This is a genomic window from Streptosporangium sp. NPDC002524 (assembly GCF_040295985.1).
GTDB lineage: Bacteria > Actinomycetota > Actinomycetes > Streptosporangiales > Streptosporangiaceae > Streptosporangium.
Genome location: NZ_JBEOWK010000023.1, coordinates 96,203 through 121,609 on the forward strand (window position 1 = coordinate 96,203; position 25,407 = coordinate 121,609).

General features: G+C 72.0%; 15 protein-coding genes. 11 read left to right on the forward strand and 4 right to left on the reverse strand.

Translation table 11 applies throughout. The annotated features are described in order from the left end of the window. Window positions 1-88 precede the first annotated feature (88 nt). The 6 genes from ABT053_RS32565 to ABT053_RS32590 all read left to right on the forward strand — a co-directional run bounded on the left by ABT053_RS32565 (window position 89) and on the right by ABT053_RS32590 (window position 12,238). Window positions 89-253, forward strand: coding sequence for a hypothetical protein (locus ABT053_RS32565; protein WP_350974277.1), 165 nt, complete (start codon window positions 89-91; stop codon window positions 251-253). After that, window positions 250-2,943, forward strand: coding sequence for a LamG-like jellyroll fold domain-containing protein (locus ABT053_RS32570; protein ID WP_350974279.1), 2,694 nt, complete (start codon window positions 250-252; stop codon window positions 2,941-2,943). The genes ABT053_RS32565 and ABT053_RS32570 overlap by 4 nt, the downstream gene beginning before the upstream one ends. 45 nt (window positions 2,944-2,988) lie before the next feature. Then, complete coding sequence (locus tag ABT053_RS32575) at window positions 2,989-4,281, forward strand: ComEC/Rec2 family competence protein (protein ID WP_350974281.1); 1,293 nt, start codon at window positions 2,989-2,991, stop codon at window positions 4,279-4,281. Further along, a complete protein-coding gene (locus ABT053_RS32580; protein ID WP_350974283.1) occupies window positions 4,278-8,558 on the forward strand; it encodes a DUF6603 domain-containing protein in 4,281 nt (1,426 codons plus the stop codon). Before ABT053_RS32575 ends, ABT053_RS32580 begins: the two co-directional genes overlap by 4 nt. A gap of 38 nt (window positions 8,559-8,596) precedes the next feature. Beyond that, window positions 8,597-10,438 (forward strand): hypothetical protein, encoded by a 1,842-nt coding sequence (locus ABT053_RS32585; RefSeq protein ID WP_350974284.1) that lies wholly within the window; start codon window positions 8,597-8,599, stop codon window positions 10,436-10,438. Window positions 10,439-10,510: 72 nt separating this feature from the next. Then, entirely contained in the window at window positions 10,511-12,238 is a 1,728-nt protein-coding gene (locus ABT053_RS32590; protein ID WP_350974285.1) for a sensor histidine kinase, read from the forward strand. A 234-nt stretch (window positions 12,239-12,472) separates the two neighbouring features. Here ABT053_RS32590 and ABT053_RS32595 read toward each other — a convergent pair whose 3' ends face one another. Beyond that, a complete protein-coding gene (locus ABT053_RS32595; RefSeq protein ID WP_350974286.1) occupies window positions 12,473-13,114 on the reverse strand; it encodes a response regulator in 642 nt (213 codons plus the stop codon). 194 nt (window positions 13,115-13,308) lie between these two features. Beyond that, entirely contained in the window at window positions 13,309-14,157 is an 849-nt protein-coding gene (locus ABT053_RS32600) for a helix-turn-helix domain-containing protein (protein ID WP_350974287.1), read from the reverse strand. A gap of 174 nt (window positions 14,158-14,331) precedes the next feature. Here ABT053_RS32600 and ABT053_RS32605 point away from each other — a divergent pair, with 174 nt between their 5' ends. Both ABT053_RS32605 and ABT053_RS32610 read left to right on the forward strand, forming a co-directional pair. After that, entirely contained in the window at window positions 14,332-15,558 is a 1,227-nt protein-coding gene (locus ABT053_RS32605) for a ricin-type beta-trefoil lectin domain protein (protein WP_350974288.1), read from the forward strand. Between the two features lie 310 nt (window positions 15,559-15,868). Further along, window positions 15,869-17,179 carry a M23 family metallopeptidase gene (locus ABT053_RS32610; protein WP_350974290.1) on the forward strand — a complete coding sequence of 437 codons (1,311 nt, stop codon included), beginning with the start codon at window positions 15,869-15,871 and terminating at the stop codon, window positions 17,177-17,179. A gap of 187 nt (window positions 17,180-17,366) precedes the next feature. Here ABT053_RS32610 and ABT053_RS32615 read toward each other — a convergent pair whose 3' ends face one another. Beyond that, complete coding sequence (locus ABT053_RS32615; protein ID WP_350974291.1) at window positions 17,367-18,041, reverse strand: pyridoxamine 5'-phosphate oxidase family protein; 675 nt, start codon at window positions 18,039-18,041, stop codon at window positions 17,367-17,369. A gap of 214 nt (window positions 18,042-18,255) precedes the next feature. Beyond that, window positions 18,256-18,720: a nuclear transport factor 2 family protein gene (locus tag ABT053_RS32620; RefSeq protein ID WP_350974292.1), complete on the reverse strand. Its 465-nt coding sequence runs from the start codon at window positions 18,718-18,720 to the stop codon at window positions 18,256-18,258. A gap of 246 nt (window positions 18,721-18,966) precedes the next feature. Between ABT053_RS32620 and ABT053_RS32625 the strand changes: the two genes are divergently transcribed. The 3 genes from ABT053_RS32625 (at window position 18,967) to ABT053_RS32635 (ending at window position 24,817) form a co-directional block, all read left to right on the forward strand. Then, entirely contained in the window at window positions 18,967-19,986 is a 1,020-nt protein-coding gene (locus tag ABT053_RS32625) for a FecCD family ABC transporter permease (protein ID WP_350974293.1), read from the forward strand. Further along, a complete protein-coding gene (locus ABT053_RS32630) occupies window positions 19,983-21,011 on the forward strand; it encodes a FecCD family ABC transporter permease (protein WP_350974295.1) in 1,029 nt (342 codons plus the stop codon). Before ABT053_RS32625 ends, ABT053_RS32630 begins: the two co-directional genes overlap by 4 nt. A 203-nt stretch (window positions 21,012-21,214) precedes the next feature. After that, window positions 21,215-24,817: a non-ribosomal peptide synthetase gene (locus tag ABT053_RS32635; protein WP_350974297.1), complete on the forward strand. Its 3,603-nt coding sequence runs from the start codon at window positions 21,215-21,217 to the stop codon at window positions 24,815-24,817. Window positions 24,818-25,407: the final 590 nt, after the last annotated feature.

Consider the following 25,407-nt stretch of genomic DNA (forward strand, 5'->3'; position numbering starts at 1 on the left):
TCCAAGCCACCGAGTCCAAGGACACCGAGTCCAAGGACACCGAGTTCCGGGCACCGAGGCCCGGACATCGACCGGAGGAACCCTTTTCATGCAGAAGATCAACCTGACGCTGACGCTCCCCGAGGTCAACCAGATCCTCGACGCGCTCGGCAATCTTCCCTACGCCCAGGTCTACGAGCTGGTCGCCACCGTGCAGCAGCAGGCCCAGGGCCAGCTCGGCCTCACCTCGGTCCCCGAGGAGAGGCACGGATGAGCGACTCCCTGGTCCTGCACTGGCCGCTGGACGCCCTGGCCCCGCAGAGGGCCGTCCTCGACAGCGGTCCCCACCAGCTGACGGGCACCTTCGCCGAGGCTCCGGCCGTCGTCACCGACCCGAAGTTCGCCTGCCTGCGCCTGGGCGGCGGCAACCAGTACGCGACCGTGCCGGCCGGTCAGCCGCTCCTCGGGCTGACCACCTACACCCTCTCGGCGTGGATCAACTGGCCCGGCGGCGGGACCGTCGCCGTGTTCGGCAAGAGCTCGCCCAACATCCGGCTGCGCCTGGAGGGCGACGGGCAGCTGGAGCACCTGTACGACTCGACCAGGGGCCTGGACAGCCACCGCTCGGGAGTCGGCGCGATCCCCCCGAACACCTGGAAGCACGTCGCCGTCACCAACGACGGCGTGACCGCGCGGATCTTCGTGGACGGCGGGCTCGCGGGGGAGTGGGGCCTGCGGGGCGCCTCGCGGGTGGCCGACCGGGAGGAGTTCCGGCTGGGATCCGGCAACGGCACGGCGGCCTACAACGGGCTGATCGCGCAGTTCCGGGCGTACGACCGGGCGCTGACCGCCGCGGAGATCCTGCGGGACATGGCCGACGACGAGCCGCCCCTGGAGATGTTCGTCCGGTCGCACCCGCTGGACTTCGCGTTCGTCAACGAGGACGCCCAGCCGGTGCTGTACATCGACGACGTCAGGCTCCAGACGATGACGCTTCAGCTGACCAACAGCTCGCGCGGCACGGTGGAGGCGATGCCGCTCACCGGCGTGTCCTCCAGCACGTACCACTTCGCGCTGCGCCTGCGCAGGGGGACGCTCGCCGCCGGGCTCACCCCCACGCCGAACTCCGCCGACTGGGCCATGGTGCCCGAGGCCGACGGCACGGCCCTGTACTTCCAGTGGAAGAACGCCAGGCCGATCCCGCCGGACGGCGTCGTCTCGGTCGAGGTGGCGGGCCTGAACGCCGACGGCACGGACGGCACCCACGGCACCCAGGTGGAGCTGGAGTACCGGAACATCAGATACTCCGGCCAGACCATGCCGCTGGCCGGCAACCGGATCCAGTACCTGGACGTGGTCAACCACCGGGGCCTGCACAACATCCCGCTGGACATCCGCCTCGTCGGCGGCGACCGGGTGCTCAGCGACGGCACGACGCCCAACAGGCTGAGGCTGCACATCGCCGGCACGATGCGTTCCGGCAAGGGCATCCCGTTCCAGAAGGGCCTGCCGACCTCGACCTTCCTGGTCTCGTTCGACGCCGAGGCCGACAGCGGCGCCGACGCCGACAAGACGCCCTGGGCGCTCACCAAGGTGGGCGCGGCCGGGGGCGTCGGGCTCTCGGTCACCGGCACCCGGTGGAGCGCCAGGGTGCGCCCGGACAAGGTCAGGACGTGGGAGGTCACGCCCACCGCCGACACCGTGCTCGCCCCCGGCGAGTACATCGAGCTCGAACTCGCGAACATCCTCGCGCTGCCCAAACCGGGACACGCCCCGATCCTCGTCGAGTACGAGAACATCCCCGGCTACGCCGACGGCTCGGCGACGGTGATGGTGGACCGCACCCCGCTGCTGTTCTCGCAGTCCTCCGCCGGGGTCAACATCGCGGCGGACGCGCTGGAGGCGCGGTTCCAGATCGTCCACATCCCCCAGGACGCCAACGGCGACGCGCTGGTCATCGGCCGCAAGAACGCGCACAACATGCGCCTGGGCTACGACCGCACCTACACCTGGATCCAGTCGCACAGCGGGCTGCCGCTCGCGCTCAACCCGCTGGGCAACTCCGTCGGGATCGGCACCGGAGCCCCCGAGACCCGCCTGCACGTCGTCCACGCCAACCAGGACGCCGGGGGCGGCACGCTGATCCTGGGGCCGACCAACCAGTCGAACCTGCGCCTGGGCTACCACCAGGACTACTCCTGGATCCAGTCGCACGGCTCCCGGCCCCTGCTGCTCAACCCCAGGGGCGACGCCGTGGGCATCGGCCCGGTGGGCTCCCCGCAGGGCAGGCTGCACGTCGTCCACGTCAACCAGGACTCGCTGGGCGGCGCGGTGATCGTCGGCCCGGTCAACCAGGCGCACCTGCGCATCGGTCACCACCAGACCTACTCCTGGATCCAGTCCGGCGGCTCCCGGCCGCTGCTGATCAACCCGCTGGGCCCCGACCAGATCGGCTTCGGCACGCCGGGCCCGCTGGGCGGCAAGGTGACGATCAGGAACGACAACAGCCACCTGCAGCTGCGCAGGGACGGCTCGCAGGGCGCGAGCGGGCAGACGCTGTACCTGGAGCTGTTCCAGGAGGACACGCCGGGCGCGGACGTCACGTACCCGACGATCCGCTTCCACCACGCCAACAAGTTCTGGCACCGGATCGAGGGCCGCCCCGAGGGCATCGCGTTCAAGAACGGCAACATCCCGATAGACCAGCTCGTCGACGTCATCGCGCAGACCTTCGTGGGCAGCAACCTCCGGATCGGCGGCGTCACCATCGGCGAGAACGAGCTGCGCATCCTGCAGCGCCTGGCCGCGGGCCAGCTGGAGTTCGACCTCTACAACACCAAGCAGGGCGAGTACGCCTACGCGGCCGACTACGAGCCGCGCGACAACGACCGGCGCTACGTCTACACCTGGCGGCAGAAGACCCGCATCAACCAGGGCCGCTGGCGCATCACCTACCCGTCCTGAGACCCCGTTCCCGAACCCTCCCGAGCCTTCCCGGACAGGTGTGACATGCCGATCAATCCCCGCGACCGCACGGACGTCAAGAACGCGAGCAAGGGCTACGGAAGCATCTCGACGCGCAGCAAGACCAAGCCGGACCGCGACAAGAAGAAGAAGGAGGAGGCGGAGGCGGCCAGGAAGAAGGCCAAGCTCGTGGCGCTGATGCGCGCCAGGGAGATCGCGGCCAGGCCCGCCGCCGCACCCGGGACCAGGAACGACGACAACTTCCACGCCGCGTTCGTCCAGATGGGCCAGGGCGACTGCACGATCATGTGCACGCCCCAGGGCCGGATCGTGATGGTCGACTGCGGCTCCGACTCGTACCGCGAGGTGATCAAGGACGAGGAGGAGCTGCCGGAGGCCGGCGAGGAGGAGGAAGAGGAGGAGTCGGAGGGGGACCGGGAGGCCCTGCGGCGGATCATCAGCGGGACCCTGACCCACGAGAAGTTCCTCAAGGGCAGCAATAAGGTGGACCTGCTGATCCTCACCCACCCCGACGCCGACCACTACAACAAGCTCTCGGCCGTGATGGACGACGGCGTCGAGTTCCTGAAGGTCTACCACAGCAAGCCGCGCGGCTCCTACGCCAAGGGTTCCACCAGCGCGTGGATCCTGAGCCACGTCGCCGACGAGAACCTCATCTTCGAGGTGGACCACCACGAGAACGGCGGCGACCAGGTAATCGCGCTCAACGGCGAGGCCGTCCCCAAGCGGGACGAGGACGAGGACCCTCCCGAGGGCGGCGTGCTCGACGGCAAGGGCGGCATCCTCGTCCTCGACGAGCCGAACTGCAAGATCTCGCTGCTGTCGGGCAACGTGAACACGACCACCCACAAGGACCACAGCACCCCCGCGAACCGGGGCAGCCTGGTGGTCCTCATCGAGCTGTTCGGGAAGAAGAGGCTGCTGATGTCCGGGGACGCCACCCTCAACACCGAGCAGTACGTGGTGGACTACCACTCCGCCCGGATCAAGGGCGTCGACCTGGCGACCGCGAGCCACCACGCCAGCGACAACACCTCGTCCCTGGCCGCGTACGTGGAGGCGGTCAGGCCCAAGCAGCTCCTGGTGAGCGCGGGCAAGCAGATCCCGATGCACCACCTGCCCTCCGAGGCCGTCATCGACCGGTACGCGGACGTGATGACGGCGGCGGTGAAGATCCCCGAGCACACCATCCACTTCTGGTCCAAGGGCAAGCTCAACAGCTATCTCCCCGATTCGGTGAAGACCACGCTGCCGATCTACATCACCGGTTCGCGCGGTACCTGGCACTACTCGATCCTCGCCAAGGACAACAAGTGATCACGCCCGACCAGCTCAAAGCGGCCCTGCGCGACGGCGGCGCCGCCCTGGACCTGGACGTCGCGGCCCTCGGCTCGGCCCCGCTCTCCGCCCACCTCGGGGAACGGTTCGCCCTCGGCGCCGTCACCGGCCGCACCGAACTCGCGAACGGCGTGACCGTGACGGGCACCGGCGCGAGCGGCCCGTTCACCGGCCTCGCGGTGACCGCGACGTTCACCACCGACGGCTCGGCGGTCACCGCCGACATCACCGGCACCGGCGACGAGACCTGGACGTTCGTCACCGCCTACCCCGTGCTCAAGGCCACCCTCTTCGAGACGCTCCGGTTTCAGCACCCGGTGCTCCACCTCACCCCGGACGGGCTCGCCTTCACCGGCACGCTGATCATCACCACCCCGATGGCGCCGCTGGACCTGATGATGCCCGGCGCGGTCCACGCGATCACCGGCGAGATCGAGATGGTCACCGGGATCGAGGGGCTGGGCCTGGACCTCACGCCCGTCCCGGACATCGTGCTGTACGGGCCGGAGGGCCACACCCTCGACCTCGGGCTGGTCACCCTGACCGGCCTGCGCTACGAGATCTTCGCCGACCCGTGGCTGAACTACGCGACCGGCGACCTGGACCCGCGCGGCCGGATCGCGCTGACCGGCGCCATCCCGTTCACCGCGTCGGGGACGACGCACCAGGTGCTCGTCGGCGCCGACGTCTTCGGCTGGGGCGAGAGCCTCGTGCTCAGGGCCGACCTCGGCGAGCTGGGCGAGGCCGCCTTCGAGGAGGTCGCCGCCTTCCTCGGGCGGGACTCGCTGGACATCCCCTTCGACGTCGAGGTCACCGCCCCGGTGGTGCCCCGCGACCTCACCGTCCGGGTCACGCCGGGGGCCGCCCGGATGGTCTCCCACGTCTCGCTCACCCTGCAGACGTCGCACGAGTGGGACCTCGGCCTGTTCGTCGTGCAGGCCGTGGACCTCACCTTCCGGGTGGACGACCCGCTCGGCGAGGCCCGCGTCACCGTCGCGCTGGCCGGCCTGTTCGGGATCGGCGAGCACGGCACCCTGGAGATCAGCGCGGGGCTCGGCGACCGCCTCGCGCTCGGCGGCGCCCTGCGCGAGGGCGACCCGCCGCTGAGCATCCGCGAGGTCTGGCGGGAGTTCACGAACGAGACCGACGCGACCCACCTGCCCGACCTCAAGGTCGAGCACTTCGACCTGTCGGCGGTGCTCCCGTCGGGGACGACCCCGCTGACCGCCTCGGGCGTGCTGGAGGTCGACGGGCAGTGGAGGATCGCCGAAGGCGTGGCGCTGGAGGACCTGCGGTTCGCCTTCGACGTCGGGGACGAGGTCACGTTCGCCTCCTCGGCGGCGCTGCTGGTCTCCTCCGTCGGCGTGTACGTCTCGGCGACGTACGACGCCGCCGACGGCTGGGCGTTCGAGGGCGGCAGCAGGCCGGGCCAGCGACTGCCGGTCGGCGAGATGATCGAATCGCTGTCGTCGCGGTTCGGCGCGCCGCCGCTGCCCGCGCCGCTGGCCGGGCTCACCGTGCACGACCTGGCCGCCTCCTTCGCGACGAGGACCGCGCGGTTCCTCTTCACGGCCGGCATGCGCCTCCCGATCGACACGACCGAGGTGGACCTGGCCGTCGCGATCGACACGGCGGCGGGGACGTACGAAGGGGCGATCGCGGTCCTGGTGCGCCCCGGCCTGGAGCTGGACTTCGGGGTGCACTTCGCCCGGCGGGCCGCCGAGAACCGGTTCGCGGCCACCTACCGGCGCGGCGGCGTCGCCCCCACGCTCAAGGAGCTGGTCGCGGCGCTGGTGCCCTCGGCCGCCTCCGGCATCCCGGCCGACATCGTGGTCGGCGTCGACGACGCGCTGCTCGCGGTCGAGGGCGACACCCACGTCTTCGAGGTCGACCTCACCGCGAAGGTGGACCTGTCCAAACTGCCCGTCGTCGGGCCGCGCCTCACCGGGGACCAGGTCGTCGGGTTCGACCCGCTGCGCGTCCTGGCCACCACCGGGACGCTCACTCCCGAGCAGGTCACCGCGCTGAACGCGATCCTGCCGCCGGGCGTGGCGAAGCTGGAGTCCGGGGAGTACCCGGAGGGGTTCGCCTTCAGCGGCCACCTGCGGCTTGGGCCGCTGGAACAGGCCGTCACACTCCCCGTCGGCACACCCGCCCAGGTGACGCCGGCGCGGGCCAAGACCGCCGACGACGTGCTGTGGTACAGGGCGCAGACCGACTTCGGGCCGGTCCACGTCGAACGGGTGGGACTGGCCTACGAGCACGTGCCGGACCGGCCCGCGCGGCTCGCCGTGCTGGTGGACGCCTCGATCTCGGCGGGCGGGCTCACGCTCGCCTGCGACGGGCTCTCGGCGGCGGTGTCGCTCGCCGACCCCACCGCAGTGCCGGCGTTCGACCTCGCCGGGCTCGGCGTCTCCTACAGCGGCGGTCCGGTCACGGTGAGCGGGGCGTTCCTGGCGAACACCGTCTCCTACGAGGGCAAGAACCTGCCCGCGTACAGCGGCAAGGCCGTCATCGGGACCGAGACGTTCACCGTCGGCGCGCTCGGCTCCTACATGCAGCTGCCCGAGGGGCCGTCGCTGTTCGTGTACGCCTTCCTGGACTACCCGATCGGCGGGCCCGCGTTCTTCTTCGTCGAGGGGATCGCGGCCGGGTTCGGCTACAACCGCAGGATCGTCGCGCCGCCCGTCGACGGGATCGCGGACTTCCCGCTGGTGGCCGAGGCCCTCGGCACGGTCGTGCCGGGCACGCTCGCCACCGAGCTGGCCCGCCTGGAGGACGACCTGCCGCCCTCGCCCGGCGACTTCTTCCTCGCGGCGGGGATCCACTTCACCTCGTTCAAGATGATCGACTCGTTCCTGCTGGTGACCGCCCAGTTCGGGCACCGGTTCGAGATGAACGTGCTGGGCCTGTCCACCCTGGTCCTGCCGGTGGCGGACGCGGCGCAGGCGGGGGTCACGCCCGTCGCCGAGATCCAGCTCGCGCTGAGGGCGACGTTCGCGCCGGACGACGGGTACTTCTCGCTGCTGGCGCAGCTCACCTCCAGCTCCTACCTGCTGTCGCGGGCCTGCCGCCTGACGGGCGGGTTCGCGTTCGTCACCTGGTTCGGCGGGGAGCACCAGGGAGACTTCGTGCTCACCGTCGGCGGCTACCACCCGCACTTCACCGTGCCCGCGCACTACCCGGCCGTGCCGAGGCTGGGATTCTCCTGGCAGGTCACGCGGGAGCTCAGCATGAAGGGCTCGGCCTACTACGCGCTCACCCCGGGCGCGCTGATGGCCGGGGCCGCGCTCAGCGCCGTCTACGAGGACGGCTCGCTGCGGGCCTGGTTCGACGCGGCGGTGGACTTCCTCATCGCCTGGCAGCCCTACCACTACGAGGCCGGGCTGCGCATCGGCGTCGGCGCCTCCTACACGTTCGAGTTCTTCGGCACCCACACCATCACCGCGCACGTCGGCACCGACGTGCGGTTCTGGGGGCCGGAGTTCGGCGGCACGGCCACGATCGACCTGGACGTCATCTCCTTCACCATCTCGTTCGGGTCCTCGTCCGGCGCGTCGGCGAAACCCGTCCCGTGGAGCCGGTTCAGGGCGGCGCAGCTGCCCCCGGCGGCCGACGCCGTCACGGTCGTGCTGCGCGGCGGCTCGCCGAAGGACTCCTCGGGCACCCACCTGGGCACGGTCGACCCGGCAGGACTGGAACTGCTCACCGACGCCGCCGTCCCCTCGACCTCCGGCGTGTCGGCGGGGACCGCGCTCGCCACGACCGGGGCCGCGCCGTTCGGCATCGCGCCGGTGGGGGCCGCCCCCGGCACGTTCACCTCGGTCCAGACGATCACGATCACCCGTGGCGGGACCACGGTGAACTCCGCCTTCCGGTTCGAACCGGTCGGCAAGAGCCTGCCCGCCGCGCTGTGGGGCGACCGGCTCACCCCGTCGCTCGGCAGCCCCGCGCTGCGCGAGAACCTGCTCACCGGGTACGTCGTCCGGCCGAACCCGCCGAGGGAACCGGAGACCGTCCAGAGCCTCCCGCTGTCGAGGCTGCGGGCGGCCACGTCCCTGTCCAGCGACCCGGCCTTCTCCTGGACGGCGCAACCGGCGTTCACCCGGGCCGCCGACCAGACGCTGGACCTCGCGGCCGGGGAGCGGGCCCGCTCGGCCGTCGCCGGCAAGCTGCTGCCGGACCTGCGGATCGACCTGAACGGGCTGACCGCGACCGACTTCCTCCAGGCCCCGGAGGTGGGCTCGTATGGCTGACGACCCGACTTTCCCGCAGGCCCAGGAGGCGCGCTCGGATGGCTGACGACCTGACCTTCCTGGCGTACCGGCAGCCGTCCCTGCCGGTGGGCGACTACACGATCGAGGTCGTCCAGGACCTGGGGAACGTCGCCCCGGCCACCGGGGTGGACGCCACCACCTTCGGGACGACCCGGACGTTCAGCGTGTCCGGGGACCGGTTCACGCTGCCGCCCGGCACGGTGCGGTCGGTGTTCCCGCCGGACGGGAGCCTCGGCGAGCACTCCACCGCGCTGCCCCACGTGGTGCTCGGACGCGCGACGCTGCCGTGGGAACGGAGCGCGCACGCCGCCTCCGCCGCGGCACCTGTGGCGCCGCCCTGGCTGGCGCTGCTGGTGTTCGGCGGCGACGAGCGGCCGCAGCAGAAGACCGTCACGCTCGGGACGCTCGCCTCGGGCGGGGCCTCCATCCCGGCCCCGGTCCTGGAACGGGGACAGAACGCGTCCGACCCGGTGAACGTGATCGACGTGCCGCGCTCCCTGCTGGTCTCGATCATGCCGGGCCCGGACGACCTGGGACGCCTCGCGCACGTCCGCCGGGCCGATGACGAGACCGCGGTCGTCATCGCCAACCGGCTGCCCGCGCCGGGGGTCTCCTCGGCCGTCCACCTGGTCTCCGTCGAGGGCCGCTACGACGCCTCCGGATTCGCCGCGGGCCCCGACACCCCCGGCGCGCTGGTACGCCTGGTGACGCTGGCCTCCTGGCGGTTCTCCTCCGTGTCCAAGGAGCACACCTTCCCCTACCTGGTCCGGGCGCTCGCCCACGAGGGGCGGCCCTTCCGGCTGCCCGACAGCGGGGAGCCCGCGGCCGACCCGTTCCTGCGGCAGGGGTACGTGCCGGTCGCGCACACGCTGCGGCAGGGCGGGCGGACGGCGTCCTGGTACCGGGGGCCGTTCGTCACCGGCGGCACCGGCGGCTCCGGCGGCTCCTCCGCCGACACGCGCTTCGGCGTCCGCACCCCGGACGAGCTGCTGCGCTACCACCCGTCGGCTGGGATGCTCGACATCGGCTACGCCGCGGCCTGGCAGCTCGGGCGGCTGCTGACGCTGCAGCACACCACGGTGGCCAGGAGCGTATACACCTGGAAACGGCGGCGGGCGATGGCCGACGGGCGCGACGAGCCGTCCGGCCACCCGCTGGACATCGTGGACATCGTGGACACGATGCCCGACGACGTGAAGACCTTCCTCGACGACCTCGCGCGGCTGCGCGGGGTGCCCTACCGCTACCTCGTGCCGGACGAGCGGCTGCTGCCCGTCGAGACGATCAGGTTCCTCCAGCTTGACCCGCGCTGGATCGCCCACCTGCTGGACGGGGCGACGAGCGTCGGGCGGGTCACCGGGGCCGACGCCGACCGGGACCGGCTGCGGCCGCCGCCGGTGGACACCTCGGAGGTCACCGGGGCGCTGATCCGCTCCGACCTCGTACCGGGCTATCCGGGGCTGCTCGTCGACGGGTACGCCTCGGCCGACGAGAGCGCGCCGCTGCCGCTCCTGCGGCTCGAACGGCTCTCCCCGACGGTCCTGCTCTGCCTGTTCACCGGGGTGCTGGGCCGTCTCGACCTGCGCCAGGCCCCCGAGGAACAGCACTTCGGGGTGGAACAGCCGCCGGAGGGCCCGCTCGCGGGCCGGTTCGGCAAGACCCTGCGGGCCGCCGACGGCTCACCGGGCCCGTCGATCCCGTCCCAGTCCCTCGGCGCCTCGGGGACGGTGCCCGTCACGGCCCTGGCGAACGCGATGGCGACGGCCCTGAACGTGCCCCCCGCCGCCCTCGACTCGGCCGCCTTCGCCCGCCAGATGATCGAGACCGCCGAACGCGTCACGTTCCTCCGCACCCCCTGACCGGCCGCCGCGCCCCGTACGCGCTCACCCCCGGCCGGTGGGGGGCGCGTACGAGGGTGCAGACTCGGAGGCATGGCGAAGGGCGAGTCAGGGCCGTTGATCCCGCACATGAGGCTGGACGAGCTGCTGGAGGAGCTGAGGGAGCGCCTGGAGGCGGTGTTGGCCACCCGCGACCGGGTGCACGCGCTGCTGGACGCGGTGGTCGCGGTGGGCAGCGACCTTGATCTGGAGACCATGCTCCGCAGGATCGTGGAGACCGCCACCACCCTCGTCGACGCCACCTACGGGGCCCTGGGCGTGGCCGGAGATCACGACACGCTCATCCAGTTCGTCCCGGTGGGGCTGAGCGAGGAGGAGATCGCCGGCATCGAGCACTGGCCGCACGGCCTCGGCCTGCTCGGCCTGCTGATCCAGGAGCCGCGGACCCTGCGGCTGGCGCGCATCTCCGACCACCGGGCGTCCTACGGCTTCCCGCCCGGCCACCCGCCGATGGGGTCGTTCCTGGGGGTGCCGGTCCGGGTGCGCGAGGAGGTGTTCGGCAACCTCTACCTCACCGAGAAGCGCGGCGGCGGCGAGTTCGACGAGGAGGACGAGGCGATCGTGACCGCGCTGGCCACCGCGGCCGGCGTCGCCATCGAGAACGCCCGCCTGTACGAGGAGACGCGGCGCAGGGAGATGTGGCTGCAGGCCTCGGCGGAGGTCACCACCAGCCTGCTGTCGGGCGCCGAGCCCGGCCGGGTGCTCACGCTGATCGCGCGGCGGGCGCGGCAGATGGCCGGGGCCGACATCGCGGCGGTCCTGCTGCCGGACGCGAGCGGCCGGGTCCTGCGGGCGGTCGTCGCCGACGGCGAGAACCACGAGCGGGTGGTGGACGCGGAGGCCCCGATCGCCAGGTCCCTGGCGGGCCTGGCGTTCACCGGCGGCGAGCCCGTCATGGTCACCGACCCGGCCGAGACCGAGGTCTCGATCGTGATCGCCGAGTACGTCTCGCTCGGCCCGGTGGCCGCGGTGCCGTTCGGCGCGGCCGGAGGCGTGCGGGGCGTGCTGTCGCTGGGCAAGCGCCAGGGCCGCATCCCGTTCAACCAGGCGGAGGTGCGCACCCTGCACGCCTTCGCCGCCCAGGCCGCGATCGCCCTGGAGCTGGCGGAGAGGCGGACCGACGCCGAGCGGCTGGGGCTGCTGGAGGACCGCGACCGGATCGCCAAGGACCTGCACGACGTGGTGATCCAGCGGCTGTTCGCGGTGGCCATGACGCTGATGAGCACCGTACGGCTCGTCGAGCGGCCCGAGGCCTCGGGCCGGCTACGCACCGCGATCGACGAGCTGGACGGCACCATCCGGCAGATCCGCTCGACCATCTTCGCCCTGCAGGCCCCCGGCGACGACGACGCCGGCCTGCGCGCCCAGATCGTGGACCTGGTGGAGGGGGCACGCGCCCACCTCGGCTTCATGCCCGGCCTGACCATGGAGGGACCGCTGGACGGCGGGGTCCCCCCGGAGATCGCCGAGCACCTGCCCGCGGTGCTGCGCGAGGCGCTGTCCAACGTGGTGCGGCACGCCAGGGCCTCCAGGGCGGAGGTGTCGGCGGAGCTCGGCGAGGAGCGGCTCGTCCTCACCGTGACGGACGACGGCGTCGGCCTTCCCGCCGAAGGCAGGCGCAGCGGGCTGCGCAACCTCCAGGAGCGGGCCGAGGACCTCGGCGGCTCCCTGTCCATCGAGACCCCGGAACGGGGCGGCACCCGGCTGGTCTGGAGCGTCCCGCTCGACCCGAAGGGGGACGGCTCACAGGCCCCCGGATGACCTTCGGCGCCCCTGCCCTTGGCCCTGCCCCTGGCTCTGGCTCCGGCCCCGCTCCGCCGGTCGGGACTGGAGTCCTCGCAGGCCAAGAACGAAGTGCCCGCAGGTCGGTAACGGAGCCCCTGTCAGCCGGGAACGAAGGGTTCGCTGCCCGGGGACGGGGACGGGGACGGAATCCTCGCCGGTCAGGAAGGAGTTCCACCTGGCCGGGAGGGCCGGCCGGGGGCGGGAACGCCGTCAGTTTCGCCGCTGGGCCTTCAGGCGGGCCGACAGGGCGGCAGCCTGGGTGCGGCGGTCCATGCTGAGCTTGGCCAGCAGGTTGGAGACGTAGTTCTTCACGGTCTTCTCGGCGAGGTGCATCCGCTCGCCGATCTGCCGGTTGGTCAGGCCCTCGCCGATCAGCTCCAGGATCTGCCGCTCCTGGTCCGTCAGCGCCTCCAGGGGGTCCTTGCGGGTGGCCTGCTCGCGCAACCGCGCCAGCATGGCCGAGGTCGTCTGCGGGTCCAGCAGCGACTGGCCGCCCGCGACCGTACGCACGGCGCCGACCAGGTCCGAGCCGTGGATCTGCTTGAGCACGTAGCCGGACGCCCCGGCCATCACCGCGTTGAACAGGGCGTCGTCGTCGGCGAAGGAGGTCAGCATCAGGCAGGCGAGCCCCGGCACCCTGGAGCGGACCTCCCGGCACACGTCCACCCCGCTGCCGTCGGGCAGTCGCACGTCCAGGACGGCGACGTCCGGCCGCAGCGCCGGGATGCGGGCCACCGCGGACTCGGCGGTCCCCGCCTCGCCGATCACCTCGATGTCGCCCTCGGACTCCAGCAGCGCGGCCACGCCCCGCCGTACCACTTCGTGATCGTCGACCAGGAACACGCGAATCATGTCTCGAACGCTAGTCCTCCCGTGACCTCGCAGGTAGGGACCAAGGTCCCTGGTGTCGCCTCCTCGGGGGCCGTACGGGTCCGGAGACGCCGTCCGCGCCCGAGGGCCCCGGCGGTCACCGCACCCCGCGTACGGCCAGACCGGCGGGCGTGCCGGGAGGGCGGTCACGGCGAAGCGGGAACGCGGGAAGGCCCTCATTGCCATGCCTTGACGTGCCAGCTCACCGCCGACTCCTGCCGAGCGCCGTCGGGCAGGTTCAGCAGGCCATTGTCGACGATATGGTTCTGCGCCATTTGCCGTTCGCCGGCGGCGTCCACGCTGATGACGTAGAACTTCGCGCGCATACCGACCGGTTCCTTCAAGATGAGGCGGGTCACGGAGGATTCCCCGATGCGGGTTTTGAGGACCTGGGCCTTGACGTAATACGCCGGATGAGGATTACGCAGGTCGACGTTGGGGACCTCCTCGACGATAAGGTATTTCCGGTCCGGTGCCAGCCCGCATTTAACCTCGGCCGTGACGTCCATGACCTCTCCGCTTTGCGGCGGCACGTACAGCGAGACCGGATAGTCCACCGCGCACGGCGGCGCGGTGGAGCGTTTCGTCCAGATCGTTATCGAGACTCCGGCGACGCACAACAGGAGGGTGATCGAAAGGATCACCACAATCCTCCTGCGACGCCTCTCCCGCTCCGGCTGGGGAGGCGTGTCCTGCTCCGGCGGGGAAGGCGCGTCCCCTGGCTCGACGGAGGGCTCCAGCGCGCTGGCCTGCTGCCACAGGCCCACCATGGTCGGCACCTCGGTGCCGCACAGCTCGGCCCAGCGGATCGCCTGCTTCTCGTCGGGCAGGGAACGGGCGTTGAGCCAACGGCTCACGGTCGCCTTGGAGGAGAACATGTCCCGGGCGAGATCGTTCAGGCTCAGGTTCGTTCTCTCCCGTCCCTTACGCATTTCCTGAACCAGGGCCGCGCGCGCTGGAGACACATCCGCCGGCAGATCTCGGAGCTGCCCGGGACTACGGCGGCGCGGTGTCTCCTGACTCATGTTTCCTCCCTGTGATCGGTTCGTCACTCACTCCGTGAAACGTTCCACATGGAACCGTGTTCGGGAAGGTAAATGAGCTGAAACGTTACGCGGGACGTTTACCGGTTCCTCGCCGGCCCGGGTTTCCCGGAACCTCTGAGGCAGTAAGCCAACGGCAGGGGAAAAGGAGACCTCATGGGAAAAGCGACGCGCTGGAAAAGGCTCGCGACGGTGACCGCGGTGCTCGCGGCGATGACCGCGTCGCCCAGCACCCACACGGCCGCGATGACCGCATCGCCCAGTACTCACGCGGCCGCGGTGACCGGCCCGGTCAAGGGCATCGCCGGCAAGTGCCTGGACAACGCCGGCGGCAACACCGCCAACGGCAACCCGATCGTGTTGCGGACCTGCGACGGCGCAGCCCGTCAGCAGTGGACCCTGCCCGGCGACGGCACGATCCGGGTGCAGGGCAATCACTGCCTCGCGGTCAAGGGCGCCGGTACCGTCTCGACCACCCCGGTGTGGCTGTACGCCTGCGACGGCGGCCCGGCGCAGATCTGGACCCCCCGGCCGAACGGCACCCTCGTCAACCCCAACTCCGGCCTGTGCCTGGCCTCCAAGCACGCCGGCACCGGTGACGGGAACCCGATCTGGGTCTACACCTGTGACGCCGGCCCGGCACAGCTCTGGCAGGTGCCCACCGGCACGGTCGACCCCTCGGGACAGGCCATGCCCAGGGGCGACCTGCCCGGATGGCGGCAGGTCTTCACCGACGACTTCGCCACCCCCGTACCGCTGGGCGGCTTCCCCGCCGCGGTGGCGAGCAAGTGGACCGCCTACAGCAACGACTCCGACACATCCGGCCACGGCTGGTACGACCCGCAGAAAGTGATCAGCGTCGGCAACGGCATGATGAACATGTACCTGCACACCGAGGCCGGCAGGCACCTCGTCTCGGCGCCGCTGCCGATCATCCCCGGGCACGCCGACGCGTACCACGGGCTGACCTACGGCCGCTACGCGGTGCGCTTCCGTGCCGACGCGGTGGCCGGTTACAAGACCGCCTGGCTGCTCTGGCCGGACTCCGACAACTGGTCCGAGGGGGAGATCGACTTCCCCGAGGGAACCCTGGACGGCCGCATCGAGGCGTTCATGCACCACCGGGGCGACCCCGAGGCCCAGGACCCCTTCCGCACCACCGCCACCTACGGCGAATGGCACACCGCCGTCACCGAGTGGACCCCCCAGTCGGTGAGGTTCATCCTCGACGGAACCACCATCGGCACCAGCACGAACACCGCGCTCATCCCGAACCGGCCGATGCACTGGGTGCTGCAGACCGAGACGACCCCCAACGGGCCGGCCGACACCGCCAAGGGCAACGTCCAGATCGACTGGGTCTCCATCTGGGAACGCACCTGACACTCCCGCCCGGCACCACGAAGGCGCCGCGTCCACCGGACGCGGCCCCGCCACGCACCCCGGGCGAACAGCCATCCCGGGCGAACAGGCACTCCGGGCGAACAGGCACTCCGGGCGCACAGCCGCCACGGTCCGTCCGCCACGGCACGCCCTCCCGCCGTCGCCCTCGTCGGCGCGTCCAGCCGCCGCACCTCACCTCACCTCACCACCGCCCCCACCGCCGCAGCCGGTTCGCTGCGGCATCCCGTAAAGGAGTCACCCGGTGACCGACCCCGTATTCCCCCCTCTTCCGGAGAGATCGGATCCAGCGATGGCCCACCCCCGCCGGACACCGGCCCGGTTGCGAAGAACCGTCGTGCTCACGGCCGTGCTCGCCCTTCTCTGGGCCGTGACGGCCGTCACGGCGCCCGCGCACGCCGCCCCGGACGGCTATCTGTGGTGGCCGGCGGACGGCTCCGTCAGCAGCGCCTGCAACGTCGTTCGCGCCGGGGAAACGCACCAGGGCATCGACATCGCCCGTAATCCCTCCACACCCGTCTACGCCTCCTACGACGGCACCGTCTCCTGGCAACCCGTGAACCCGGGCGGGTACGGCAACTACCTGGACATCGTCCACTCCGGTGGCTGGTCGACCCGCTACGCGCACCTGGCCGAGTCGCCGAGCAACCCGCTGGTCGCGAACGGCGCCACGGTCACCCGTGGCCAGCTGATCGGCCACACCGCCGTCAACGGCAACTCCAGCGGCCTGCACGTCCACTTCGAGATCCGCAGGAACGGCACGGTGCACTGCTCCGCCAACGCCGGCTCCGGCACGCTCATCACGGCCCGTACCCCGACCTCGATCAGCATCGGCACCGGCACCCCCGCGCCGGAGGCCGTGGTCAACGGCGGCGGCGTCCACGTCACCGGCCCCAACTCCTACACCGACTTCTCCAGCACCGGCCAGGTCTACGCCTGGAACGGCGGCTACTACGGCGGCTCTCCCACCGGCTACTCCGGCCGCTTCGTCGACGGCAAGGTCACCTCGGGCGGGGGCGGCTACTGGCTGCTGAGCTCCGCGGGCCAGGTCTACGCGTACGGGAACGCGCCGTACAAGGGCGGCAGCCCCACCGGCTACAGCCAGGAGATCGTCGCCATGGCCGCGATGCCCGACAACCAGGGCTACGTCATGATGAGCGCGGGCGGTCAGATCTACGCCTACGGCTCGGCCGCGTACCGCGGCGGCAGCCCGACCGGCTACACGGGCAGGTTCGTCGACGTGGAGATGACACCGGACGGGGGCGGCTACTGGCTGCTCACCTCCGCGGGCCAGGTCTACGCCTACGGAAACGCCCAGTACCTGGGCGGCAGCCCGGCGGGGTTCAGCCGTGCCATCGTCGCCATGTCGCCCACGCGCGACGGCCAGGGTTACGTGATGGTCAGCAAGGCCGGGCAGATCTACGCCTACGGCAATGCCCGGTATCTGGGCGGCTCTCCGGGCGGGGTCACCGGCGAGATCTCCGACGTGGGCTATCGGACGGACGGGGCCCACGGCTACGTGATGGTCTCCACCGCCGGTGGACACTACGCCTACAGCACACCGTGGCTGGGTAACCCCACGGGGACCACGGCCATCTTCTGATCCTCCGTCGACGATCGCGCGCGGCGCCGCCGGAGGCGCCGCGCGCGATCCGCTGACCGGACCCTCCCTCGCCGGAGGACCGCTGCCACGAGCTCACACCCGGCCGGGCGTGCACCGTCCCCTCCGACGGGCCGCTCGGCCGCGGCCCGCGGCCGATCACGTCGCCTTCCTCCGCACCCGTACGGGATCAGGGGGCGTGCCGGATGCGGCGGCCGGTGATCTCGGCGGGGGCGATCGCGACGTACAGCTCGCGGTCGCCGCCCGCCCAGGGCTGGACACCGGAGGCCACCGCGGCGGCGTGCTCCTCGGCGGAGGAGACGTGGTGGGCGCCACCCCTGACGAGCACGCTCCAGCCCGCGCGGCCGGCCTCGTCGATCCGGTCGACCTCGAAGCCGATCTTGAGTTCCACGCCCCGGACCCCCGTGCGCAGGGTCTCGTCGAGCGGCCCGCCGAAGGCGGTACGGAAGACGATCGAGCCCCCGCGCAGCACGTAGTTGACCGGCAGGATCGCCGGTCCGCCGGGGTCGTTGAAGGCCACCCGGCCCACCCCGCCGGGGGAGAGCAGCCGCAGGCACTCCCGCTCCGTCAGCCTCTCCAGCACGGGACCGGCGGCGGGACGGCCGCGACCGGGCGGCAGGTCCGCCGTCGCGCCCAGCAACTCCTCGACGCCGACCTCCAGGGCGGAGGCCAGGCGGCTCACGGTCTCCGCCGCCGGCGAGGCCGCGCTCTCCTCCAGGTACTCCACGTATCCGACGTCGACCCCGGCCCGGCCGGCCAGCTGCTCGCGGTTCAGGCCCAGGGACTCGCGCAGCCGGGCCACCCGCCTGCCCAGGTCATCGGGGGTCACTACGCGTTCGATCATGACATCTCCAAGGGGAAGGTCGCGGACGGTTCCATCCCACTCCGGCGGCGGCCCCGGGAGCAGAGGCCGAGGTCCCCGGAAGGCGGGCCTTTCGTCCGTCCTCTCGTCCGCCCGCTCGTCCGTCCGCGGGAGGTCCCCGGGAAGTCCCCAGAAGATCCCCGGAAGGCCCGCGGAAGGTCTCCTGAAGATTCCTGAAAAGGTCCCCGGGAGGTTCCTAGAAGCCCAGGTCGCTCAGTCCCGGATGGTCGTCGGGGCGGCGTCCCAGGGGCCAGTGGTACCTGCGGTCCGACTCCGCGATCGGAAGGTCGTTGATGGACGCGTGCCTCGCGCGCATCAGCCCTTCCTCGTCGAACTCCCAGTTCTCGTTGCCGTAGGAGCGGAACCAGTTGCCGGAGTCGTCGTGGCACTCGTAGGCGAAGCGCACGGCGATGCGGTTCCCGTCGAACGCCCACAACTCCTTGATGAGCCGGTAATCCAGCTCCCTCGCCCACTTGCGCCGGAGGAACGCGACGATCGCGTCGCGCCCGTCGACGAACTCCGCGCGGTTCCTCCAGTGCGAGTCCGCCGTGTAGGACAGCGCCACCTTCTCCGGGTCGCGGGTGTTCCACCCGTCCTCCGCGAGCCGGACCTTCCTGAGGGCGGTCTCCGGCGTGAAGGGCGGGACCGGAGGACGTGTCATGTCATCATCTCCGTGGTCGTGCTTCGCGGCGGGCCGCCTTCGTGCACGGTACGGAACCGGCGGTGCGCGTACGGATCCCGCTGCGCGTGTTTGACGGTTTCCTGAGGTCGCGGTGCCCTTTCCTTTGGCCGTCGCGGGCCGGGCGCGACCGCGCGCGGCCGACAGGGGAGGGCGCGCGGCGGGATCGGCGGGCGTCGCCGGGACCGTCCGTCGCCACCTCGGTTAGGTTAGGCTAACTTGAAGCGCGTGTCTCCTCCCGCAAAGAGCGCGTACCTCCCCCAAAGGCTCGCCGGTCTGGGCCTGCTCGGTGGTCTGCTGCTGCTCGCCGTGCTGGCGAGCATCGTGATCGGCGCCAAGCAGATCCCGCTGGACCAGGCCCTGTCCGGGGTGTTCTCCCCGGACGGTTCGGAGAACGCCCTCATCGTCCAGGAGTTGCGGCTGCCGCGCACGCTGCTGGGGGTGACCGTCGGGGCGGCGCTCGGCCTGGCGGGCGCGCTCATGCAGGCGCTGACCCGCAACCCCCTGGCCGAACCCGGCCTGCTCGGCGTCAACGGCGGCGCCGCGATGGCGGTCGTGACGGTGATCGGCCTGTTCCGGGTGGACGACGTCCTCGTCTACGTGTGGGCGGCGTTCCTCGGGGCGGCCGGAGCCGCGCTGCTGGTCTACCTGATCGGGTCGCGCGGCCGTTCCGGTGCCACCCCCGCGCGGCTGGTCCTGGCGGGTGCCGGGATCAACGCGGTGTTCAGCTCGCTGACGGCGGGGATGATGCTGCTCAGCCCGCGCAGTTTCAACAGCTTCCGTTTCTGGCAGGTGGGCTCGCTGTCCGGGCGCGACCTCGGCGTCTTCGTCCAGATCGGGCCGTTCCTGCTGGCGGGGACGGTGCTGGCGCTCTGCCTGGCGCGCCCGCTCAACGCCCTGGCCCTGGGGGAGGACACGGGACGGGCGCTGGGCGCCCGGCCGGGCAGGACCCGCGCGCTGGGGGCGCTCGCGGTCGTGGTGCTGTGCGGTGCCGCCACGGCGGCGGTGGGGCCGATCGCGTTCGTCGGGCTCGCGGTGCCCTTCGTGGTCAGGGCGCTGGTGGGGCCCGACCAGCGCTGGGTGCTCCCGTACTCGCTGCTGCTGGCGCCGGTGCTGATGCTCGCCGCCGACGTCGCTGGACGGGTGGTCGCGGCGCCCGGCGAGCTGGAGACGGGCATCGTCACCGCGTTCCTGGGCGCTCCGCTCCTGGCACTGATGGTCCGTCGCGGAAGGGTTCCCCAGCTGTGAGCACGAGTCGTGTCCTGCGCGTCGGGACGGTGTCCCTGCGCTGGCAGCCGCGCGTCGCCGCGGCGTGCGTTCTCCTGACGGCCGTCGCGCTGGGGGCGGCGGTGTCCGTGGTCGGCAGCGGTGACTTCCCCGTCTCCGCCACCGAGGTGCTGGGAGCGCTGACCGGGCAGGGGGACCGCGCCACGGAGTTCATCGTGCTCACGTTGCGCCTGCCCAGGGCGCTCACCGGCCTGCTCGCCGGCGCGGCGCTCGGCCTGAGCGGGGCGATCTTCCAGAGCATCACGCGCAACCCGCTGGGCAGCCCCGACATCATCGGGTTCACCACGGGGTCGGCCACCGGTGCGCTGCTGCAGATCCTCGTCGTCGGCGGCGGCACCGTCGCCATCGCGGTCAGCTCCGTCGGCGGCGCGGTGCTGACCGCGCTCGCCGTCTACCTGGTCGCCTACCGGGGCGGGGTGCACGGCTACCGGCTCGTCCTGGTCGGGGTCGCCGCGGCCGCGATGCTGGAGGCGTTCAACGCCTATCTCGTCACCCGCGCCGAGTTGCGCGAGGCGTACGAGGCGGCGTTCTGGCTCACCGGCAGCCTGAACGGCAGGGGCTGGGACCACGCGTGGCCGCTCGCCGTGGCCGTGGCCGTGCTCGTACCGGCCGCGCTCGCCTTCGGGGGGCGGCTGCGGATGGGCGAGCTCGGCGACGACGCGGCCCAGGCGCTCGGCGTGCCGGTCCAGCGGACGCGGGCCGCGCTCGTGGTGGTCGGGGTGGCGCTGGTGGCGGTGGCGACCGCGGCGGTGGGCCCGGTCCCGTTCGTCGCGCTGGCCGCGCCGCAGCTCGCGCGCGGGCTCACCGGCAGGCCCGGCACGCAGCTCGTACCGGCCGCGCTGATGGGCGCGGCGCTGCTCGTGGTCAGTGACCTGGTGACGCTGCACCTGCCGGTCGCGCTGCCGGTCGGCGTGGTCACCGGGGTGCTGGGCGGCGTCTACCTGGTCTGGCTGCTGTCGACCGAGGGGAGGAGGGGGCGGGCGTGAGGGAGTACGCGTTTCGCGGTGAGGGTTGTGGATCGGGCTGGCATGGGCGCTCCCGCATTTCGCGGTGAGGATGCCGATCGAGTGGAGCCGACCGGGTGAATGAGGGGCCCCGTGTCTGGGATCGCCGGAGGTGTCGTGAGACGCGCGTTGACGCCCGAACGCTCCTAAATTAGGTTAGCCTTACCTGACTTAAGGGGAGCTCTGTGCTGACCAGGGAAGAACTGCACCGTTCGCTGACAGAACTGCTCGGGGAGCAGGTAGAGGCGCACGACAACCTCATCGAGCTGGGCATGGACTCGATCCAGCTGATGGGACTCACCGGCCGCCTGCGCCGCCTCGGCGTCGAGGTCGGTTTCGCCGAACTCGCGAAGCGGCCCACGCTGGCCGAGTGGTGGGAACTGCTCACCGAGCGCGGCGCCCTCGCGCCCCAGCCGGTTCCGAGCCCGAGCCCAAGCCCCGGTCCTGCCGCCGACCTCGTTTCCGGCTCCGTTCCCAACACCGACACCGGCTCTGTTTCCGTTTCCGGCACCGGTTTTGATTCTGGGCCTGATTCCGGGTCTGATTCCGCCCCGGGTGCCGGTCACGGTCCTGGGCGGGGATCCGCAGAGCCGGACGGGGCGTTCCCTCTCGCGCTCATGCAGCACGCCTACTGGATCGGCCGCGACTCCGGCCAGTCGCTCGGCTCCGTCGCCGCGCACCTCTACGTGGAGCTCGACGGCCGCGAGATCGACCCCGCCCGGCTGGAGGCGGCCGTCGTGGCGCTCGTCGAGCGGCATCCGATGCTGCGGGCCGCGATCTCCGACGACGGCACCCAGCGCGTCCTGCCGGAGCGGCCGGGACCCGCCGTCACGGTGCACGACCTGCGCGCCGTACCGGATCCCGGTGAGGAGCTGGAACGGCTGCGCGCCGAGATGTCCACCCAGCGGCTCCCCATCGAGACGGGCCGGGTCTTCGACGCGCGGCTGAGCCTGCTGCCGTCCGGCGCGGCGCGGCTGCACTTGGACGTCGACATGGTCGCCGCCGACGCGATGAGTTACCGCACGATGCTGGCCGACCTCGCGGCGCTGTACGAGGGCGAGAGCCTGCCGCCGATCGGCTACAGCTACGCGCGCTATCTCGCCGCCGACCCGCGCGCCGAGGCCCGCGCCCGCGACCGGCGCTGGTGGGGCGAGCGGCTCGGCGAGCTGTCCGGGCCGCCCGAGCTGCCGGTCGTGCCGCAGCCGGGCGACCGGGTCATCCGCAAGCACCACTGGCTCGCCCCCGAGGACAGGCGGCGGCTGATCGCCCGCGCCCACCGCGAGGGCGTCACCCCGGCGATGGCGCTCGCCGCCGTCTTCGCCGAGGTGATGGGCGGCTGGTCGGCGACCCCCCGCTTCCTGCTGAACCTGCCGCTGTTCCACCGCGAGCCGATCCACCCCGACGTGGACGCCCTGGTCGGCGACTTCACCGGCTCCATCCTGCTGGAGGCCGACCTGTCGCGGGAGCTGCCGTTCACCGAGCGCGCCCGCGAGCTGCAGGCGCTGCTGCACACGGCCGGAGAGCACAGCGACTACTCCGGCCTGGAGGTGCTGCGCGACCTGTCGCGGGCGCGGGGCGAGCAGGTGCTCGCCCCGATCGTGTACACCAGCGCGCTCAACCTCGGCGAGCTGTTCGGCGACCGGGCGCGGCGCAGCTTCGGGGAGCCGGAGTGGATCATCTCCCAGGGACCGCAGGTGCTGCTCGACGCCCAGGTCACCGAGGTCTCCGGCGGGCTGCTGCTGAACTGGGACGTGCGCGACCCCGCGTTCCCCGAGGGCGTCGCCGACGCGATGTTCGCCGCCTACACGGGCGCGATCACCCGCCTGGGAGCACCGGACGCCGACTGGGCCGAACCGCTGCGGATCGGCGCCTCGCCGCACCAGCTGCGCCTGCGGCACGAGCTCAACGCCCAGCCCCCCCTGCCCGCGCGGACGCTGCACGAGGAGTTCTTCGCGCGGGCCCGGCGCACCCCCGACCTCCCCGCGCTGCACTGGGGCACCGGTTCCAGCTCCGGCACCGGTTCCGGCTCCGGTTCCGGCACAGGTGACACGGGTGACACCGGCGGCACGCTCACGTACGGCGAGCTGGCCGACCGTGCCCTGCGCGTCGCCGCCCATCTCGTGGAGCGGGACGTACGGCCGGGCGACCGGGTCTCCGTCGAGCTGCCGAAGGGGCCCGACCAGGCCGTGGCGGTGCTCGGCGTGCTGGCGGCCGGGGCCGCGTACGTGCCCGTCGGGGCGGGACAGCCCGCCGCCCGGCGGGAGAGGATCCTCAAGACGGCCGGGGTGGCGGTCTCGCTCACCTCGGCCGTGACGCACCCCGCGCCGCTGGACGGTCCGGTGCCCGTCCCCCCCGAGCAGGTCGGCTACGTGCTGTTCACCTCGGGCTCCACCGGGGAGCCCAAGGGGGTCGAGGTCTCGCACCGGGCCGCGATGAACACGATCGGCGACCTGGTCGAGCGGTTCTCGATCGGCGAGTCGGACGTGTCGCTCGCCGTGTCGGCCCTCGACTTCGACCTGTCGGTGTTCGACCTGTTCGCGCTCTGGTCGCGCGGGGGCGCCGTGGCGATCCCGCTGGAGGACGACCGGCGCGACGCCACCCGCTGGGCCGAACTGGCCGAGCGCTGGTCGGTGACCGTATTGAACTGCGTCCCCTCGGTGCTGGAGATGCTGTTGCGGACCGGCCCCGCGCCCAGCCTGCGGCTGGTCCTGCTCGGCGGCGACTGGGTCGGCACGCACCTGCCCGCGCTGCTGCGGGAACGCTCGCCGGGGGCCAGGTTCGTCGCGCTCGGCGGTACGACGGAGACAGCCATCCACTCGACCGTGATCGAGGTCGGCGGCGAGGTGCCCGCCGACTGGACGGCGGTCCCGTACGGCGTCCCGCTGCGCGGGGTGGCCTGCCGGGTCGTGGACGAGGCCGGGCGCGACCGCCCCGACTGGGCGCAGGGCGAGCTGTGGATCGGCGGCGCCGGGGTCGCGGACGGCTACTGCGGCGACGCCGAGCGCACCGCCGACCGTTTCGTCGTCCACGAGGGCACCCGCTGGTACCGGACCGGCGACATGGCCAGGTACCGTCCCGACGGGACGCTGGAGTTCCTCGGGCGGCGCGACCACCAGGTGAAGGTGCGCGGGTTCCGGATCGAGCTCGGCGAGGTCGAGACCGCGCTGGAGAACCACCCCCGGGTGCGCCGCGCCGTCGGCCTGCTCGCCGACTCGCGGCTGGCCGCCGCGGTCGTGCTCGCCGGGGAGACGCGGGAGACGGGGGAGACCGGGGCGCAGGAGACCGGGACGGAGGAGCTGCTCGCCCACGTACGGGAGCTGCTGCCCCCGCACATGGTCCCCGACCTGCTGGTGACCCTGGACGCGCTGCCGCTCACCGCGAACAACAAGGTGGACCGCAAGGCGCTCGCCGCCCTCGTCGCCGCGGCCGGGGAGACGGGCGCGCCCTACACCGCCCCGGGCAGCGCGCTGGAGCGGGTGCTGGCCCGGGTCGTCGGCCAGGTGCTCGACGTGCCGAGGGTCGGCGCGCACGACGACATCTTCGCGCTCGGCGGCGACTCGGTGCTGGCCACCACCGTCATCGCGCGGCTGCGCGAGGCGCTCGACGCCTCCTCGCTCCCGCTGCGGGCGCTGTTCACCGAGCGGACCGTGTCGCGCGTCGCCCACCGGTTCACCGAGCTGGAGGAGACCCCCGGCAGGCTGGAGGCGGTCGCCGAGATCTGGCTCATGGTCGAGGGCATGTCCGAGGACGAGCTCACCGAGCGCCTGGGCGCGGGGGAGCCCGGCTAGCGGTCACCCGGGTGGCCCGTGATGTCCCCGGCCCCGGCGGAGCGCGGCCGTCCGCGTCTCCGCCGGGGCCGGGCTCGTCCGCACCCGGGGCGGAACGCCGACGTACGACCGGCTGCGAGAACCGACTTCCGTCACGGGCCCGTACCGCGACCGGAACGCCATCACCGGCCTTGTTCCACATTGGAGTTTCGGTCTCGTCGAAAGCCGTGCCAAAACGCTGAAACGACAAAAGCGCGGACCCCGACCCCGATCCACTCCGCTCTCTTTGGTCAATGATCACTGATCAAGAAAGGCTTGCGGAATCCGTGCTCGGACCGGTTTTCGCCTGTTGTCGATAAATAACCGCGACTGGTTATGTTTCAGTGTCATAACTGCGTGTATTCGAACGCGGACGCGTGCGTCAGATTGGATGTCACATCGTATTCAGCAGGAGCAGATCATGTTGCGATGTCCAACGGCGAGAATGGTCCAGCTCGCGCTTGCCGCGGTCCTGCTGGCGGGCTGCGGTTCCAACGTGGGGGCTTCACCGGGCGACTCCAACGAGACCGCCACGTCGGCGGAGGAGAACAGGGGACAGGGCGGAGATCGAA

What these genes read in the sequence shown, in the direction of transcription:
- ABT053_RS32565 (WP_350974277.1), top strand. Translation starts at nt 89, where the DNA reads ATGCAGAAGATCAACCTGACGCTGACGCTCCCCGAGGTCAACCAGATC.
- ABT053_RS32585 (WP_350974284.1), top strand. Translation starts at nt 8,597, where the DNA reads ATGGCTGACGACCTGACCTTCCTGGCGTACCGGCAGCCGTCCCTGCCG.
- ABT053_RS32595 (WP_350974286.1), bottom strand. Translation starts at nt 13,114, where the DNA reads ATGATTCGCGTGTTCCTGGTCGACGATCACGAAGTGGTACGGCGGGGC.
- ABT053_RS32610 (WP_350974290.1), top strand. Translation starts at nt 15,869, where the DNA reads ATGGCCCACCCCCGCCGGACACCGGCCCGGTTGCGAAGAACCGTCGTG.
- ABT053_RS32590 (WP_350974285.1), top strand. Translation starts at nt 10,511, where the DNA reads ATGGCGAAGGGCGAGTCAGGGCCGTTGATCCCGCACATGAGGCTGGAC.
- ABT053_RS32620 (WP_350974292.1), bottom strand. Translation starts at nt 18,720, where the DNA reads ATGACACGTCCTCCGGTCCCGCCCTTCACGCCGGAGACCGCCCTCAGG.
- ABT053_RS32570 (WP_350974279.1), top strand. Translation starts at nt 250, where the DNA reads ATGAGCGACTCCCTGGTCCTGCACTGGCCGCTGGACGCCCTGGCCCCG.
- ABT053_RS32575 (WP_350974281.1), top strand. Translation starts at nt 2,989, where the DNA reads ATGCCGATCAATCCCCGCGACCGCACGGACGTCAAGAACGCGAGCAAG.
- ABT053_RS32600 (WP_350974287.1), bottom strand. Translation starts at nt 14,157, where the DNA reads ATGAGTCAGGAGACACCGCGCCGCCGTAGTCCCGGGCAGCTCCGAGAT.
- ABT053_RS32605 (WP_350974288.1), top strand. Translation starts at nt 14,332, where the DNA reads ATGGGAAAAGCGACGCGCTGGAAAAGGCTCGCGACGGTGACCGCGGTG.
- ABT053_RS32615 (WP_350974291.1), bottom strand. Translation starts at nt 18,041, where the DNA reads ATGATCGAACGCGTAGTGACCCCCGATGACCTGGGCAGGCGGGTGGCC.